Source organism: Comamonas sp. CAH-2 (assembly GCF_009668305.1).
Classification (GTDB): Bacteria; Pseudomonadota; Gammaproteobacteria; order Burkholderiales; family Burkholderiaceae_C; genus Comamonas; species Comamonas aquatica.
In genome coordinates this window covers 1-13,734 of record NZ_VSWF01000006.1, presented here as the reverse complement: position 1 = coordinate 13,734, position 13,734 = coordinate 1, and the positions used below count along the sequence as shown (strand labels likewise).

Annotated in this window: 13 protein-coding genes; 4 read left to right on the top strand and 9 right to left on the bottom strand. The window is 66.6% G+C overall.

What is annotated here, in order from left to right; all coding sequences use genetic code 11:
• Position 1 precedes the first annotated feature (1 nt).
• The 7 genes from FYM52_RS05905 to FYM52_RS05875 all read right to left on the bottom strand — a co-directional run bounded on the left by FYM52_RS05905 (position 2) and on the right by FYM52_RS05875 (position 6,544).
• Positions 2 to 844: a M48 family metallopeptidase gene (locus tag FYM52_RS05905; RefSeq protein WP_154163425.1), complete on the bottom strand. Its 843-nt coding sequence runs from the start codon at positions 842 to 844 to the stop codon at positions 2 to 4.
• 190 nt (positions 845 to 1,034) lie between these two features.
• Complete coding sequence (locus tag FYM52_RS05900; RefSeq protein ID WP_043380976.1) at positions 1,035 to 1,406, bottom strand: Hsp20/alpha crystallin family protein; 372 nt, start codon at positions 1,404 to 1,406, stop codon at positions 1,035 to 1,037.
• A gap of 517 nt (positions 1,407 to 1,923) precedes the next feature.
• Positions 1,924 to 2,754: an urease accessory protein UreD gene (locus tag FYM52_RS05895; protein ID WP_154163424.1), complete on the bottom strand. Its 831-nt coding sequence runs from the start codon at positions 2,752 to 2,754 to the stop codon at positions 1,924 to 1,926.
• 65 nt (positions 2,755 to 2,819) lie between these two features.
• Complete coding sequence (locus tag FYM52_RS05890; protein ID WP_238826139.1) at positions 2,820 to 3,389, bottom strand: nucleoside deaminase; 570 nt, start codon at positions 3,387 to 3,389, stop codon at positions 2,820 to 2,822.
• Positions 3,390 to 3,831: 442 nt separating this feature from the next.
• Complete coding sequence (locus tag FYM52_RS05885; protein WP_043381006.1) at positions 3,832 to 4,608, bottom strand: ABC transporter permease; 777 nt, start codon at positions 4,606 to 4,608, stop codon at positions 3,832 to 3,834.
• A gap of 17 nt (positions 4,609 to 4,625) precedes the next feature.
• Entirely contained in the window at positions 4,626 to 5,453 is an 828-nt protein-coding gene (locus FYM52_RS05880) for an ABC transporter ATP-binding protein (RefSeq protein ID WP_154163423.1), read from the bottom strand.
• 62 nt (positions 5,454 to 5,515) lie between these two features.
• Positions 5,516 to 6,544, bottom strand: a complete 1,029-nt coding sequence (locus FYM52_RS05875) for an ABC transporter substrate-binding protein (protein WP_043381021.1) — start codon at positions 6,542 to 6,544, stop codon at positions 5,516 to 5,518.
• Positions 6,545 to 6,798: 254 nt separating this feature from the next.
• On the opposite strand from FYM52_RS05875, the gene FYM52_RS05870 reads away from it, so the two are divergent.
• On the top strand, positions 6,799 to 7,245 hold the full coding sequence (locus FYM52_RS05870; protein ID WP_162524659.1) for a thioesterase family protein: 447 nt from the start codon (positions 6,799 to 6,801) through the stop codon (positions 7,243 to 7,245).
• Positions 7,246 to 7,477: 232 nt separating this feature from the next.
• On the opposite strand, the gene FYM52_RS05865 is transcribed toward FYM52_RS05870, so the two are convergent.
• Complete coding sequence (locus FYM52_RS05865; RefSeq protein ID WP_154163421.1) at positions 7,478 to 8,053, bottom strand: GNAT family N-acetyltransferase; 576 nt, start codon at positions 8,051 to 8,053, stop codon at positions 7,478 to 7,480.
• 343 nt (positions 8,054 to 8,396) lie between these two features.
• On the opposite strand from FYM52_RS05865, the gene FYM52_RS05860 reads away from it, so the two are divergent.
• Positions 8,397 to 10,841: a membrane-bound PQQ-dependent dehydrogenase, glucose/quinate/shikimate family gene (locus tag FYM52_RS05860; RefSeq protein ID WP_154163420.1), complete on the top strand. Its 2,445-nt coding sequence runs from the start codon at positions 8,397 to 8,399 to the stop codon at positions 10,839 to 10,841.
• A 130-nt stretch (positions 10,842 to 10,971) separates the two neighbouring features.
• On the opposite strand, the gene FYM52_RS05855 is transcribed toward FYM52_RS05860, so the two are convergent.
• Positions 10,972 to 11,529 (bottom strand): hypothetical protein, encoded by a 558-nt coding sequence (locus tag FYM52_RS05855; RefSeq protein WP_154163419.1) that lies wholly within the window; start codon positions 11,527 to 11,529, stop codon positions 10,972 to 10,974.
• Between the two features lie 63 nt (positions 11,530 to 11,592).
• Between FYM52_RS05855 and FYM52_RS05850 the strand changes: the two genes are divergently transcribed.
• Positions 11,593 to 12,690: a hypothetical protein gene (locus FYM52_RS05850; protein ID WP_154163418.1), complete on the top strand. Its 1,098-nt coding sequence runs from the start codon at positions 11,593 to 11,595 to the stop codon at positions 12,688 to 12,690.
• Positions 12,691 to 12,917: 227 nt separating this feature from the next.
• Positions 12,918 to 13,571, top strand: coding sequence for a TetR family transcriptional regulator (locus FYM52_RS05845; protein ID WP_043381420.1), 654 nt, complete (start codon positions 12,918 to 12,920; stop codon positions 13,569 to 13,571).
• Positions 13,572 to 13,734 lie beyond the last annotated feature (163 nt).

The following is a 13,734-nucleotide window of genomic DNA, read 5'->3' as shown; positions in this document are numbered from 1 at the left end:
CTCAGCGGCTGCGGGCCGGGGCCTTTTTCTGCACCACGGCCGCCTGGTACAGCGGCAGCACCTTGGGCACATAGGCGTCCAGCTCGGCAATGCGTTGATCGCCCGCGGGGTGGGTGCTGAGGAACGAGGCCCCTTGCTGGCCGCCGCTGACCTGCTGCATCTTGCGCCAGATGGACGAGGCATTGCGCGGGTCGTAGCCGGCGCGGGCCATCAGCTCCAGGCCGATCACGTCCGACTCCAGCTCCATGGCGCGCGAATTGGGCAGGTGCACCAGCATCTGCGAGCCGGCATCCATCAGCTCCCCGGGGACGCCCGTGGCCACGGCGATGGTGCTGGTGATGAGGCCGGAGAGGGCCTTTTGCGACATCTGCTCGCGCGAGTGTTCGCGCAGGGCGTGGGCGATTTCGTGGCCCATGACGGCGGCCAGCTCATCGTCGGTCAGGCGCAGCCGGTTGACGAGGCCGGTGTACACGCCGATCTTGCCGCCGGGGGCGCAGAAGGCATTGATGTCATCGGACTCGAAGACATTGATTTCCCAGGCCCAGTTGCGCGCATCGGGGCGGAACACCCCGACCTGGGCAATCAGGTCGTGGCCGATGCGGCGCACGCGCTGCGTCATCGCCGCATCGGTGTTGAGTTTTTTCTTGGACTGGGCATCGGCCGTGAGCTGCTGGAAGCCCTTGGCCGCCTGGGCGTTGATGCTGTCGCTGGACACCAGCATCAGCTGGCTGCGTTGCAGGCCGATGGCCCCTGATTGGGTGGTGCTGGCGCAGCCTTGCAGCAGGCCGATGGTGCAGGCCAGCGCGGCCATGGTGCGCCAGAAGGAGGCGGGTGCCCGGGTCATGTGCAGTCCTTTGGAAAACAGCGCCTGCACGGTCCAGGGTGTGTGCAGACCAAAGCGCCTATTTTCATACAGCCTGCCGCGTCGGCCGCGCAGCGGCTGGGCCTGGCACGTGCGGGGTGGTCCCACCCGGACGGCAGCACGCCGTGGGGCGGTGAAGCGACCACGGCGTGGGAGGGGCAGTGCGCCGGAATTACTGGATGTTCAGCGTGACCGTCTTGTCGACGGGCTTGCGGCGCTGCAGGGTCAAGGTCAGCACGCCCAGGTCCAGCTTGGCGCTGGAGGCTGGCACATCGATCTCGTGGGGCAGCTCCCAACTGCGGCGCACCTGGCGGGGCGCGCCTTCCACGCTGTGCAGGTGCACCATGTTGTCTTCGATGCGCAACTGCAGCTGCTCGCGGCTCAGGCCGGGGACGTCGATGCTCAACACCGTGGCTTCGTCGGTTTGGCTGACCTGGAAGTCTCCGTTGAGCTGCTGGGCGGCACTTGTGGCGGCCTGCATGAAGCGTTGCAGGCTGGCATCGGGGCGGGTCACATGGCGGATGATGGGGGTTGCGAGGAACATGCGATAACTCCTTGGTGTGGGGTGGCGCCGTCTGCGCCTGGATGTTCCGTAGATATCGCCGTCCCAGGGCTTTTCAAGCCTGTTTTTTCAACAATAAATTTCGCCAAAACCCCTTGAAAAACCGCCAACAGCCTTTATTGCGCGCTGCCTGCGCGGCGTGCGGTGTGCGGTGTGCGGTGTGGGTGGGGCCGGGCAGAAAAAAAAGCGCTGCCCAGGGCAGCGCCAATACCTGCGGCGAGGGTGCCATGCCGAGGAGACAAAACAGCATCCGTCCTGGCAGCCGAGGGCTGGGTGAACGGAGGGGCTGTGCGCCAGTGTAGGCAGGGCGGCCGGCGCCGCGAACGACGTTGTGCGCATGAGCTTGTGCGGAAAACGAGGATGGCGATGGGCCGTTCACCCTTGTGGCGGCGCGGCCTGCGCGCACTGCAGCAAGCCCTGGATCCAGCCTTGACGCGGGGAAGCGCGCATCCTTGGCTGCAGACCATGCTGTGCCGATTACTTTCGGGCACCGCGGGCCTTACATGCTCCAGATGCGCGGTGCCGTGCCCTGCAGTCCCCAGTGCTGCTGGCGCCAGCAGGCCCGCACCTGCTGCCACAGCTGCATCAGGGGTTCGACCACCGGGGCCAGGCCGCGCAGCACCAGCATGTGCTCGTTGGGGGCGGTGATACCGCACCAGGCGCCTTGCGGGTGGGCATCGAGCACGGCGCGCGTGGCATCCAGCAGTTGCTCGCGCTGCACGCGGGTCAGGGGCGTGCCACAGGCCAGCACCAGGCTGCCCATGCAGCGCTGGCCGGCCAGGCCCAGGGGGCCGTCCATCAGGCGTGCGTCTTCGGCGCGCAGGGTGCCGTGTTCCAGCCAATGCCCGGGCCACGCCATGTGCTGGGTGAACTGGCCCTGCACAAAGGGCTCACCGGCATGGGGCAGGCCGAAGGCGGTGATGTCCCAGGCGATCAGCTCCGCCCCGGGCGCCAGTGCCAGCGTCAGCTGGTTGTGCGCGTCGCAGGCGTTGTAGGCCAGCGCTTCCAGCGGCAGCCATTCCAGGCGGGCGCCGGCGTCCAGTTGCAGGTGGGTGCGCTGCGTGGCGGTTTCGCCCTGGGTCTTGTAAAAGCGCGTGGCGCCGGGGGTGGTGACCAGGGCATGGGCCTGGGGTTGCACGCGCACCCGGATGTCCAGGATGTCGCCACCGACCAGGCCGCCGGGCGGGTGCACCAGCACGTTGTGGCAGATGGCATCGCCCTCCGGGTACAGGCTGCGCAGCACGCGCAGCGGTCCGTCGTGGTGGAAGTGCACGCGGGTACGTTCCGCGGCCATGGAATAGTCCAGATCAAGTTGAGCGAGCCAAGGCATGGTCGCCATCCAAGCAAGAAATGCGCCTGCTGCACCAAGTTGGAGCGCCGCACGGGGCGTGCGGCTCAGCCCGGGGACGCATCCGCTGGGGCATCACCGGGGGACAGCCAGCTGTCTTCGTAGACGGCCAGGGCTTCCTCGACCAGGCAGGGGCCGGTGCAGCTGATGGCCTCCTGGGCGTGGGCCAGCACATCGTGGCAGGACAGCAGGCAGGCGCGCAGGTCGGGGCGGATGTGGTGCAGCCGCTGTGCATCCAGACCGAAGACCACGCGGCGCAGGCCGCTGCTGCAGATGGCGCCGGCGCACATCACACAGGGTTCGGCACTGGCGTAGAGCGTGGCGCCGGCCAGCACATCGGGCGCCAGGCGGGCCATGCCCAGCTGGCGGATGGCATTCATCTCGGCGTGGCCGGTGGCGTCGCCGGTCTCGCGGGTGTTGCTGAAGGCCTCGGCCAGGATGCGGCCGCTGCCGGAGACGATGATGGCACCGAAGGGGCGGTTGCCGCGCAGGCGGGCGGCATTCGCCCAGACGAAGGCCTGGCGCAGCCAGTGGCTGTCGGTGCTGTCGAGGGCGTATTCGTCGTCGGGCGGCATGGCGTGGGTGGGGCCTGGGTGTTGGAAGAACTGGGTGTGCATGGCGTGGGCCTTTCCTGGCAAGACAGCGGGGTCCACAACACCAGGACCGTGGTGGGACGGCGTTGTTGCATCCGGGGGCGCGCAGCTTCAATGCACAGGCCGTGCCAAAAGTGTGGGTGGTTTGTAGGTGGGCGGGGGGGCAAGTTGTAAGCGGTTGTGCCGCCGGGCGTTGGTACGGGGTGGCAAAGGGCTGCTGTAATCGGTTTGCTGCGAAAAAGAAAGCACTATCCGCAGCCTGCAAGCGCGCCAGCGCCTGTTTTTGGTGCAATCCGTGGGGGCCGTCCGTACCAGCCGCCGCGCTCCACCGTGGGGATGCCAGTGCCTGGTCGCGGCGCCCGCGGGAGTGGGCGCGTCGGGCGCAGCAGGCACAAAAAAAGGCCTGCACGAGGCAGGCCCAAGTCGAGGTTCGGGGGATCGGTGAAAGGGGACGAGGCTCGGCCCCTCAGTGGTTCTGGGAGCCGCGGTGGGCCCAGCCCGTGGTGCGCTTTTCCACCCAGCTGAACAGTTCGTACATCACCATGGCCATGGCGCCCACGACCAGCAGGCCGGCAAACGCCAGGCCCATCTGCATGGACGAGCCGGCCGAGATCAGCAGGTAGCCAATGCCCTCGTTGGCGGCCGTCATCTCCGACACCGTGGTGCCGACGAAGGCCAGGGTGATGGCGACCTTGAGCGAGCCGTAGAAATAGGGCAGGGAGCGCGGCAGACCGACCTTCATCAGCACATCCCAGCGCTTGGCGCCCAGCACGCGCAGCACGTCTTCCAGCTCGGGCTCCAGCGTGGCCAGGCCGGTGGCGATGTTGACCATGATGGGGAAGAAGCTGATCAGGAAGGCGGTGAGGATGGCCGGGCCCACACCGATGCCGAACCAGACCACCAGGATGGGCACGAAGGCCGCCTTGGGCAGGGCGTTGAAGGCCGTCATCAGCGGGTAGACGGCGGCATAGGCCAGGCGCGAGCTGCCGATCAGGAAACCCAGCAGCACGCCCACCACGATGGCGACGCCGAAGCCGGCCATGGTCACCCAGAAGGTGCGCCAGGCGTGGCCGGCGATCACGGCGTGGTATTCCATGAAGTCGCGGAAGATCAGCCAGGGGCTGGGGAAGATGAATTCCGAGACCTCGAAGGCCGCGCAGACCACCTGCCACAGCACCACCACCATCAGCAGCAGCACCCAGGGCGACCAGCGCTCCAGCAGTTTGTTGTTGAGTTTGTTCATTGCGAATCCTTGGCTGCTCATTGGTTGATCACTGCACCGCTTTTGCGCATGGCCCCGATGTGGCCACGCAGCTCGTGCACGATGTCGGTGAACTCCTTGGTGTAGGTCAGCTCCAGGTCGCGGGGGCGAGGCAGCTCCACATCGCGGCGCACGACGAAGCGGCCGGGGCTCTTGCTCATCACGTAGATGGTGTCGGCCAGGAACACGGATTCACGCAGGTCGTGCGTGACCAGGATGACGTTGAATTGCTGCTCGGCGTGCAGGTCGCGCAGGATGCACCACAGCTCCTCGCGCGTGAAGGCGTCGAGGGCGCCGAAGGGCTCGTCCAGCAGCAGCATCTTGGGCTCGTGGATCAGCGCGCGGCAGATGCTGGCGCGCTGCTGCATGCCGCCCGACAGCTGCCAGGGGAATTTGTCCTCATAGCCACCCAGGCCGACTTTCTGCAGCAGGTGGCGGGCGCGCTCCACGTATTCCTTGCGGCGCGCCTTGAACTGGGAGCGGTGCGGCTCCACGATCTCCAGCGGCAGCAGCACGTTGTCCACCGTGGTGCGCCAGGGCAGCAGCGAGGGCGACTGGAAGGCCATGCCGGAAATCTTCAACGGGCCGGTGACGGGCTGGCCGTCGATCTGGATCTTGCCCATGGAGGGCATGCGCAGGCCGGTGGCCAGCTTCATGAAGGTGGACTTGCCGCAGCCCGAGGGGCCGACGATGGCAATGAACTCACCTTGTTTGACCTGCAGGTCAATGGCTTCGACCGCAAAGTGATTTTGTGCCAGCAACTCGTCGTTGTAGGCCAGCCAGACATCACGGAAATCAACGAAATAGGGGTCGGCAGCGCTTTGCATACGAATCCATCAGAGGGGGCGGCCAGACCAATCGGCCCGGCCGCAGGTTGTACACAGCCGTCTTACTTCTTGGGCAGCACGTCCAGCTGCGCGGCGCTGGGCAGGAAGCTGTCGTTCCAGACGGCCTTGGGGTCGATGCGGGTCTTGGTGCCGAAGGCGTCCGAGACTTCCGAGGCCATCAGCGACAGGCGGCCGACATCCAGGCGGCCAAAGCCTTCCTTGCGGGCGTCGGGGCTGTTGACCACGGTGTCGATGGCCAGTTGCAGGCGGCGGGTTTCCAGGGCCGCGTTGGCAATGCCGTCGCGCGCCTTGACGTACTGGATGGCGTCGGCCGGCTTGGCCATCACGTCCTTGGCGCCCTTGGTGAAGGCGGCCAGGAACTTCTTGATGGCTTCGGGGTTTTCCTTGATCAGTTTGGGGCTGGCGATGATCACGTTGCCGTAGTACTTCACGCCATAGTCGGCGTACTGCATCACCACCACGTCGCTGGTCTTGACGCCGCGTGCCTCCAGGTTCAGCAGGCTGGTGAAGGTGAAGCCGGTGATGGCGTCGATGTCACCGCGCACCAGCATGGTTTCGCGCAGCGGGGGGTCCATGGCCGTCCAGGCCACGTTGCTGACCTTGTTGACCTTGGCGAAGGTGGGGAAGGCCTTGCGGCCGGCGTCGAACACGGGTGCGCCCAGCTTCTTGCCGCTGAGGTCGGCGGGGGTTTTGATGCCGCTCTTCTTGAGCGCCATCACGGCGGCGGGGGTGTTGTTGTAGACCACCATCACACCCACGGGCTTGTTGGGCGCGTCGGGGTTGTTGGCGTGGAATTCCATCAGCGAGGCCATGTCGGCAAAACCGATGTCGTAGGAGCCCGAGGCCACGCGCTGCACGGCGCCGCCCGAGCCGTTGCCGGCGTCGACGGTCACATCCAGACCCGCGTCCTTGAAGTAGCCCTTGGCCACGGGCAGCAGGAAGAAGGCGGCGGGGCCTTCGAAGCGCCAGTCCAGCTGGAACTTCAGGGGCGTGGTCTGCGCGTGGGCCATGCCCAGGCTGCCCACCAGGGCCAGTGCTGCGGTTGCTTGCAGGAAGCTGCGTTTTTGCATGGGAACTCCAGGATCAAAGCGGTTGGAAAGGTCCACAGCGTTGCAAGTCCAGGGGGCGCTGCGGCGTTCGTAACCAGCAGTGAGCAAAAACAATGCCTGCTTTTTTGTATGCAGTTTTTGTATGGTGTCGCAGGGATTGCGCTGCTTTGGTGCGCCAGGGGCCGCAGGTGCACCAAGGTGATTGCAGGGGCCTGCCGGCTGCCGCAAAATGCTGCATCGCAGCAAATGGCTGCACCTGTTGGAATCTTTTTGCCATGGCCCGTATCCAGTTCGCTGACTTTGACGACGCAGTGTTTGCCACCCGCCTGGTGTGTCCCGCCCCCTTGCACCCCGGCGCGCACACGGACAATGTGCAACTGCTGCAACTGGCCTCGCAGACGCGCATGCAGTTCTTCGCCCAGTGGCGCTGGCGCGAGAGTGATGTGGCGGGCGTGCGCGTCTTCGTCGGCGATCAGGCCGTGCAGTACCGGGCCGAGGCCTTTCCGCACCAGGCCGTGGAGGTGCAGATGGCCGTGCGCGACATCGCGGCCAAGGGCTTTGACCTGGTCTGGCGTCTGGTCGATGCCGACAGCGGCACGCTGCTGGCCCTGGGCAAGATCGGCGTCGTCTGCGTGGACCCGCACAGCAAGCGCCCCTGTGCCCTGCCCGAGGCCCTGCGCCAGCGCTTGCAGCAACTGCAGCCGCTGCTGGCAGAGGCCTGATCTGGCGCGGCCCCTCTCCGCACGGGCGCATGGCCCCCGGGTGGCCTGCCGGACCGGGGAGCGCCAGCGCCTGCGGCCCCTTGGTGCTGTGCAGCAGCCTGGTGCTGGTGCTGGTGCTGGTGCTGCGCGGCGGCCGTGGCGCTACTGAAATCCATAGTGGCTTGCGCGCGCTGTTCCTGAATTTCAGAGACCTTTCATCCTGCAATGCCCGAAGGGAAAGCGCAGTCAGCTCTTATTTTTGAGAATGCGACGCCAGCCACTCCGCACGCGACAGGCGGTACAGGCAATGTTCGGCCAGCGCGTGGTCGGCCGGCAGTGCCGGGTGCACGAAGGTGTGCGGATCCGCCCGCATGCCCAGGCGCTGCATCACCGCCAGGGACGGTGTGTTGGGCAGGGCGGTGAAGGCCACGACCTCGTCCAGCCCCAGCGTGGTCAGCGCCCAGTCCACGCAGGCCCTGGCGCCTTCCGTAGCCAGGCCCTGGCCCCAGTAGCGCGGCCGCAGGCGCCAGCCCACTTCCACACAGGGGCTGCAAGGCAGGTCGTCGCGCGGGCGGTTCAGGCCGATCATGCCGATGCATTCGCCACTGGCGCGGTGCTCGGCCGCCCAGAACCCCCAGCCCTGCTCGTCGATGCGGGCCTGAAAGCGGGCCACCAGGGCATCGCTGTCGGCCCGCGACAGGGTGGTCGGAAAGTAGCGCATGGCCTGCGCATCGGCGTGCAACTGGGCCATCGTCGGCAAATCGCTGACCTGCCAGGGGCGCAGGTGCAGGCGGTCGGTCGTCAGGCGGACAGGGAGGGCGGTGGTCATGGTGGGGCAGTGTAGACGTGGGCCATCGCCCCATCGCCCCATCGCCCCATCGCCCCATCAACCCATCAACCCATCAACCCATCAACCCATCAACCCATCAACCGGCGGCAGACCCGATCTCCGTGGCTGCGTGCGGGCCACAGGTCTGCCGCAGACCAGGCGCAGGTTGGTACGCACAAGAAGTTTCAGTTTTTTCTGAAAAATCCGGTACACGTGTGCAGGTCGTGGACTTTCTTTCCCATGAACAATGGACTTTTTTTCTCACTCATGATTGTTAGGCAGCAGTCCCGCGTGCGCTTTCGCCTTGAAAGCTAGTGGGCACTGACTGTACGGAGAGGTTCTCATGCAAAAGAACAAGCAGCCGCAGTCCACTGCGGCACGCGTATGGCTGTGCATACTGGGGGCAGTGCTGGCGTTGGCCGGTCTGTTCTTCCTGGTGGGCGGCGGCAAGCTGATCACCCTGGGCGGCAGCTGGTACTTTGCGCTGGCGGGCGCGGCCTTGCTGGCTTCGGGCGTGCAGTTCGTGCGCCAGCGCCCTGCAGGCGCCTGGATCTACCTGGGCGCTTTTGCCCTCACCGTCGCCTGGGCGCTGTGGGAAGTGGGTTTTGACTACTGGAGCCTGATCTCGCGCCTGCTGGCGCTGACGTTTGGTGCGGCCGTGGTCGCCGCCAGCCTGCCGCTGCTGCGCAAGGCCGCCGGCCAACCCGCGCAGACCAAGGCCGCGCTGTCGCTGGCCGGGGTGTTCCTGGTGGCCGGCCTGGCCGCCTTTGTGTCTATGTTCCAGATCCACCCCGAGGTGAAGGCCGCCAGCGCCGCCGCCACGCGCAAGCCGGTGGCACAGGGTGAGACGCAGCAGAACTGGGACCACTATGGCAACGGTTACAAGAACGACCGCTTTGCCGCGCTGGACCAGATCAACGCGGACAACGTCAACCAGTTAGAAGTGGCCTGGACCTACCGCACCGGTGACGTGCCCAAGTCCACGGGCGCTGGCGCCGAAGACCAGACCACCCCGCTGCAGGTGGGTGACAAGGTCTTCGTCTGCACCCCCAGCAACAACGTGATCGCGCTGGATGCCGACAGTGGCAAGGAGTTGTGGCGCCACGACGTCAACGCCCACGTCGGCGGTGTTTGGGAACGCTGCCGGGGCCTGGCCTATTTCGACGCCAACGCGCAGGTGGCCCAGCCGACCGTGCCGGGTTCCACCCCGGTGCAGGCCGTGGCCTTGCCCGCGGGCGCTAGCTGTGAGCGCCGCATCCTGATGAACTCCATCGATGCCCGCCTGTTCGCTATCAACGCCGACAACGGCGAGCTGTGCGCCGAGTTTGGCGACCACGGCGTGGTCGATCTGAAGCAGGGCATTGGCAACATTCCCAACCCGGCCTACTACACCCTGACGGCCGCCCCCACGGTGGCGGGCACCACGGTGGTGATCGGTGGCCGTGTGGCCGACAACGTGCAGGTGGACATGCCCGGCGGCGTGATCCGCGGCTTCGATGTGGTGACCGGTGCGTTGCGCTGGGCCTTCGACTCGGGTTCGAGCACGCCGAATGCCGTGCTCCAGCCCGGTGAGACCTACACCCGCTCTTCGGCGAACGTGTGGGCCGGTACCACCTACGACCCCAGCTCCAACACCGTGTACCTGCCCATGGGTTCGGCCTCGGTGGACCTGTACGGTGCGACCCGTTCGCCCATGGACCTGAAGTACGGCGCTTCCATCCTGGCGCTGGATGCCGCCACCGGCAAGGAAAAGTGGGTCTACCAGACCGTGCGCAACGACCTGTGGGACTTCGACATTCCCATGGCGCCCACGCTGATCGACTTCCCCCGCCAGGACGGCACGACCACCCCCGCGTTGGTGGTGGGCACCAAGGCCGGCCAGATCTTCGTGCTGGACCGCCACACCGGCCAGCCGCTGACCAAGGTGGAAGAAGTGGCCGTCAAGCCCGGCACCATTCCGAACGAGAAGTACGCGGCCACCCAGCCACTGTCCGTGGGCATGCCGCAGATTGGCACCCAGACCCTGACCGAAGCCGATATGTGGGGCGCCACGCCACTGGACCAACTGATGTGCCGTATCAAGTTCAAGTCCATGCGCTATGACGGCCTGTTCACCGTGCCGGACACCGATGTGTCGCTGAGCTTCCCCGGTTCGCTGGGTGGCATGAACTGGGGCGGCCTGTCGGCCGACCCGACCAACCACCTGCTCTTCGTGAACGACATGCGTCTGGGCCTGTGGGTCAAGATGGTGCCGCAGAAGCAGGACGCCGCGCTGTCGGATGGCGGTGAAGCACCGAACGCCGGCATGGGCCAGGTGCCCCTGGGGGGCACACCGTATGCCGTGGTCAAGGACCGCTTCATGTCGCCGCTGGGCATTCCTTGCCAGAAGCCCCCGTTTGGCACGCTGACGGCCATCGACATGAAGACCCAGCAAGTGGCCTGGCAGGTCCCCGTGGGCACCGTGCAGGACCAGGGCCCCATGGGCATCAAGATGCGCATGCCCTTCCCCGTGGGCCTGCCCACCCTGGGTGGCTCGCTGGCCACGCAAGGCGGTCTGGTGTTCTTCGCTGGCACGCAGGACTACTACCTGCGCGCATGGGACACCTCCACCGGCAAGGAAGTCTGGAAGGGCCGCCTGCCCGTGGGCAGCCAGGGTGGCCCCATGACCTACCAATCGCCCAAGACCGGCAAGCAGTACGTGGTGATTTCCGCAGGCGGCGCCCGCCAGTCGCCGGACCGTGGCGACTACGTGATCGCCTACGCCCTGCCTGGCGCTGCCAAGAAGTAAGCGCCAAGCCATCCAGCCTGCCTCGGTGGCAGGCTGGCACATGAAAAAGCCCTGCAAGCGCAGTCTGCGCCGCCAGGGCTTTTTTTATGGTCATCCCCGCGCACGCTGTGGCGGGCATGCAAGGTGCGGATCAGTACGTGTTCACGCGGTAGCTGCAGCCGACCAGCACCTGACCGGGGTGGGTGATCACGGTGGACACCTCATGGCTGATGACTGTGTTGAGCGTGCTGCTGCCCACCTTCTCCTGCGTGTGGTGTGCCACGCGCATCGCCATGTACTTGAAGTCATCGTCCCGCAGGGCCTCTTCGATGCCCAGCCGCTGGGCAACGTCCTGTGGCTTCACCTGGTCCAGCACGGCCAGCAAGGCGCCAGAGGCCAGGGCCACGCGCTGTGTGCGCCAGCCCAGCACGTCGATGGGCGCCGCCAGCTGGTACTCGTGCATGAAGGGGTTGGGCGTATCCTCGATGCGGGTCAGCCCCAGGGCCGCCGCCCCTTCGCCCGAGGCGCCCAAGGCCATCGCGTAGTCGTTGTACGTGGGAACGTCATACTTGCAGGCCACCATCTGGGCCACATCGACCTTGTGGGGGTCGGGCTCCCGCTGCTGGCTTTCTGCCGCCCCCGCGGCCATCACCGCCCCGGCTGCCATCACAATCCCCGCACGCACCATCGTCGAAAAACAAAATTGCACCATGTACCTCTCCAACCAAACCGGCATCCTACCCCCGTGCGCTATCGATTGTTGAGCAATGTCTTGCGATGGATCAGGGCGCTGGGGCGCAGGCGCCTGTGCCGCAGGGTGTGCCAGCGGGCCCTGGGCGTAGCGGCACTGCCCTGGCTGCTGGTCGCCTGTTCCACCGCTGCCCCTGCGGACATGGTGGCGCGCACCATCGACAGCCACTTTGCGGGTGAGCTGCAGTTGCTGCGCACCCTCCAATTGCAGCCTTCGGAGCCCATGGCGCGCTGGCAGGGGCGCTATGGCGTGTACCTGCGGGACCAAGCCACGGGCAGCGACTTCATGGTGCGGCTGGAGCCCGGCGAGGGTGCCGAGGCCCTGCGCGACAAGGTGCTGGTGGCCCGCGCCGCATCGCGTGAGTTCGTCGCTAGCCAGCGTGCGGCACTGGCGCAGTTGCAGCGCGCCGGCGTGCAGGGCGACTTCTTCTCGCTGCGCGCCCTGTCGCCGCTGTACGGCAGCATGCGCTGGTCGATTGCGGTTTTTGCGGACCCGCAGGCCCTGCACAAGGATGCCGACCTGCTGGACGAGGCGGTGCTGCGCGCTTTCTCGGAGGTGGTCCACCTGGACCCCGAGCCCATGATCGATATCTACCCGGCATCCTTGAAACCGGCATATGCCCAACCGCTGGCCAAGGGCTACCACGGCATGGTCGAGTTCATCCGGGGGGCGCCCGAGACCTTCATGCAGGCCCAGGACAGCGGGGGCGATGCCCACTGGCGGCTGGGTGCCCAGGCACGGCCGGCGCCCTACATCGTGAGCGCACGCCAGCCCCGCTTGCGTGCGGCGTGCTACGCCGAGATCGAGGCGATGCGCAGGCACAACCATCTGTTCCAGCGCTACCGCATCTACCTGGAGCCATCGCGCAGCCTGCTCGAGGCCTACCAGATCCCCGCCCGGCTGCAGGCGCAGGGTCTGCGGCAAGGCCATACCGCGTTTGCCCTGCTGGACCGTGTGCAGGGGCGCATGGTGTTGCGGGGCATCGTGGCCCCAGACGCCTTCGATGCGGGCGACATCCACGCCGTGTCCGGGGTGTATGCCTATGACTATGTGTTTGCCACGGACGAACTGCGGGTGCGTCCCCTGGCGCTGCCGGATGGTGTGCCGGCGTCGCCCTGAGCGGCCGCGCAGTGAGAAGCCCGCCGGGGCGCGGTGCGTGGCCGCGAGCGGGTACTGCCGGATGGCCAGGCTCTTGCCGTCCGCCACGTGGGCTGCGCGCAGGGTATGGAAGCGGCGTGGGTTTTACCTTGCGTGATACGCTGGCAGCCCCAGCTGATGAACAGTGACAGGCCCTGGCCGGATGGCCCCAGCGGGTCGCGCTGTGGCCATGGAGAACGGTATTGAGCGTGCAGAACCCAGAGACCCCCACCCCTTCCACCGAAGACACCGCCACGGCCGACATGCGCCAGGCCTTGCTGGAGGCCGGCAAGGAGGAGTTTGCCAACTTCGGCTATGACGGTGCGCGGCTGGAGCGCATTGCGGCCAAGGCCGGGTGCGCCAAGCGCATGCTGTACTACTACTTCGGCAACAAGAAGGATGTGTACCTGGCGGTGATTGAGCAGTGCTACAGCGACATCCGCGCGTCGGAGCAGCAGCTGGCGCTGGACACTCTGCCTCCGCGCGAGGCCTTGCGTGCCCTGGCCGTGCAGAGCTTCCACTACCACGAGAACAACCGCAACTTCACCCGGCTGGTGCTGCAGGAAAACTTCCAGGGCGGGGAGATGCTGCGCCAGGTGCCCACGATGGATGCCCTGCGCCAGGCGGCCCTGGAGCCCTTGCAGCGCATCCTGGATCGGGGCCAGCAGTCGGGCATTTTTCGCGCGGGCCTGGAAGCGGCCGATGTGCACTACCTGATCTCGGCCTTGTCCGGCTTTCGTGTGGACCATGCCTCCACCTGGGCGGGCTTGCTGCAGATCGATCTGCTGAGCGATCCCATCCGCAGCCGCCACCTGCAGTTGCTGCTGGACCAACTGGACGCCATGGTGGCCCTCCAGCCCTGAGACGGCGACCGGTCTGCCGCGCCCTAGGGCGGCCGTCGCAGGGATGACAGAGGGCGTGAATACGTGCATCTACACTTATTCCTGCGCCCTGATGCACGGGGCCAATGGAGACCACAATGCCCCCCAAGTCCTCCCCGTCCTCCCCGTCCTCCCCGTCCGCTGC